2 rRNA genes (1 of these 2 running past the window's edge) are annotated in these 3,204 nt (G+C 53.3%); both read right to left on the bottom strand.

The window, feature by feature from the left end:
- Positions 1-17: 17 nt before the first annotated feature.
- Positions 18-133 (bottom strand): 5S ribosomal RNA (rrf, locus tag EGJ68_RS18020).
- A gap of 208 nt (positions 134-341) precedes the next feature.
- Positions 342-3,204: ribosomal RNA gene (locus tag EGJ68_RS18015) — 23S ribosomal RNA — on the bottom strand; it runs 40 nt beyond the window's last position.

Raw genomic sequence — 3,204 nt, 5'->3', positions numbered from 1 at the left:
GGGGTTTGGGTATTAAAGCCTGGCGATGACCTACTCTCACATGGGGAGACCCCACACTACCATCGGCGATGCATCGTTTCACTACTGAGTTCGGGATGGGGTCAGGTGGTTCCAATGCTCTATGGTCGCCAGGCAAACTGGCTTGACCGAGTTGGGTCTTACGCGCGCTTTGCGCTGCCCTCGTCTTGTCAAATAGGGTGGTAAATCAAGCTGATACCGCTGTTCACGGGTCGTACCGACGTCATCTCGTCATGACTTCTGACGCGTACTTCCATCTCACTACGACTTGTCACAACATCCAGCGCTCGTATGGCATTCGCCACGCAAATCACTTGGATTATATGGTCAAGCCTCACGGGCAATTAGTACTGGTTAGCTCAACGCGTTACCGCGCTTCCACACCCAGCCTATCAACGTTGTAGTCTTCAACGGCCCTTCAGGGGGATCAAGTCCCCAGGGAGAACTTATCTTGGGAGGGGCTTCCCGCTTAGATGCTTTCAGCGGTTATCCTGTCCGAACGTAGCTACCGGGCAATGCCACTGGCGTGACAACCCGAACACCAGAGGTTCGTCCACTCCGGTCCTCTCGTACTAGGAGCAGCTTCCCTCAATTCTCCAACGCCCACGGCAGATAGGGACCGAACTGTCTCACGACGTTCTAAACCCAGCTCGCGTACCACTTTAAATGGCGAACAGCCATACCCTTGGGACCGGCTTCAGCCCCAGGATGTGATGAGCCGACATCGAGGTGCCAAACACCGCCGTCGATGTGAACTCTTGGGCGGTATCAGCCTGTTATCCCCGGAGTACCTTTTATCCGTTGAGCGATGGCCCTTCCATTCAGAACCACCGGATCACTAAGACCTACTTTCGTACCTGCTCGTCTTGTCAGACTCGCAGTCAAGCGCGCTTGTGCCTTTACACTAACCTCATGATTTCCGACCATGATTAGCGCACCTTCGTGCTCCTCCGTTACTCTTTGGGAGGAGACCGCCCCAGTCAAACTACCCACCACACAATGTCCTCGGCCCAGATAATGGGCCTGAGTTAGAACCTCAACGTTACCAGGCTGGTATTTCAAGGTTGGCTCCACAATGGCTAGCGCCACTGCTTCAAAGCCTCCCAGCTATCCTACACAAGTAAAGTCAAAGTCCACTGTGAAGCTATAGTAAAGGTTCACGGGGTCTTTCCGTCTAGCCGCGGGTACACTGCATCTTAACAGCGATTTCAATTTCACTGAGTCTCGGGTGGAGACAGTGTGGCCATCGTTACGCCATTCGTGCAGGTCGGAACTTACCCGACAAGGAATTTCGCTACCTTAGGACCGTTATAGTTACGGCCGCCGTTTACCGGGGCTTCGATCAAGAGCTTCGCCGAAGCTAACCCCATCAATTAACCTTCCGGCACCGGGCAGGCGTCACACCCTATACGTCCACTTTCGTGTTTGCAGAGTGCTATGTTTTTAATAAACAGTCGCAGCCACCTGGTCACTTCGGCCAGCCCAGGCTCAGGGAGCAAGTCCCATCACCCAAACCGGCGTACCTTCTCCCGAAGTTACGGTACCATTTTGCCTAGTTCCTTCACCCGAGTTCTCTCAAGCGCCTTGGTATTCTCTACCTGATCACCTGTGTCGGTTTACAGTACGGTTCCTTCATAACTGAAGCTTAGAGGCTTTTCTTGGAAGCATGGCATTAACCACTTCGCGCTACCTCTCAGTAGCACTCGTCATCAGCTCTCGACCTTAGCCGCCCGGATTTACCTAAGCAGCCAGCCTACAGCCTTAAACGCGGACAACCATCGCCGCGCTGGCCTAGCCTTCTCCGTCCCCCCATCGCATTATGAAGAAGTACAGGAATATTAACCCGTTTCCCATCGACTACGGCTTTCGCCCTCGCCTTAGGGGCCGACTCACCCTGCGCCGATTAGCGTTGCGCAGGAAACCTTGATCTTCCGGCGGGGAGGTTTTTCACCCCCCTTGTCGTTACTCATGTCAGCATTCGCACTTCTGATACCTCCAGCAAACCTCACGATTCACCTTCAACGGCTTACAGAACGCTCCTCTACCATGCGTGCAAGCACGCATCCGCAGCTTCGGTTACCAGTTTAGCCCCGTTAAATCTTCCGCGCAGGCCGACTCGACTAGTGAGCTATTACGCTTTCTTTAAAGGATGGCTGCTTCTAAGCCAACCTCCTAGCTGTCTAAGCCTTCCCACATCGTTTCCCACTTAACTGGTATTGGGGACCTTAGCTGGCGGTCTGGGTTGTTGCCCTCTCGACAACGGACGTTAGCACCCGCTGTCTGCCTGCCGTGATTGTACTCCTGGGTATTCGGAGTTTGCATGGGGTTGGTAAGTCGGGATGACCCCCTAGCCCAAACAGTGCTCTACCCCCCAGGGTAAGACACGACGCTCTACCTAAATAGATTTCGAGGAGAACCAGCTATCTCCGGGCTTGATTAGCCTTTCACTCCGATCCACAGCTCATCCCCGCATTTTTCAACATACGTGGGTTCGGTCCTCCAGTTGATGTTACTCAACCTTCAACCTGGCCATGGATAGATCGCCCGGTTTCGGGTCTATTGCCTGCAACTAAACGCCCTATTAAGACTCGGTTTCCCTACGCCTCCCCTACTCGGTTAAGCTTGCTACAGACAATAAGTCGCTGACCCATTATACAAAAGGTACGCAGTCACCCCACGAAGGGGCTCCCACTGCTTGTACGCATACGGTTTCAGGTTCTATTTCACTCCCCTCTCCGGGGTTCTTTTCGCCTTTCCCTCACGGTACTGGTTCACTATCGGTCAGTCAGGAGTATTTAGCCTTGGAGGATGGTCCCCCCATATTCAGTCAAGATAACACGTGTCCCGACCTACTTGTCGCAAGCTCAGTACCACAACGCAGTTTTCGTGTACGGGGCTATCACCCTCTATCGCCGGACTTTCCAGACCGTTCCACTAACCGCACTGCTATTACTTGCAGGCTTCTCCCCGGTCGCTCGCCGCTACTGGGGGAATCTCAATTGATTTCTTTTCCTTCAGGTACTTAGATGTTTCAGTTCCCTGAGTTCGCCTCCTTAACCTATGTATTCAGTTAAGGATACCCAACTTACATTGGGTGGGTTTCCCCATTCGGACATCTCCGGATCAAAGTCTGTTTGCCGACTCCCCGAAGCTTTTCGCAGGCTACTACGTCCTTCATCGCCTCTG

Origin of the sequence: Haliea alexandrii (assembly GCF_003719295.1) — a bacterium.
GTDB lineage: Bacteria > Pseudomonadota > Gammaproteobacteria > Pseudomonadales > Halieaceae > Haliea > Haliea alexandrii.
Note: the sequence above shows the minus strand (reverse complement) of the source record. Positions and strands in the feature narration are given on the sequence as shown.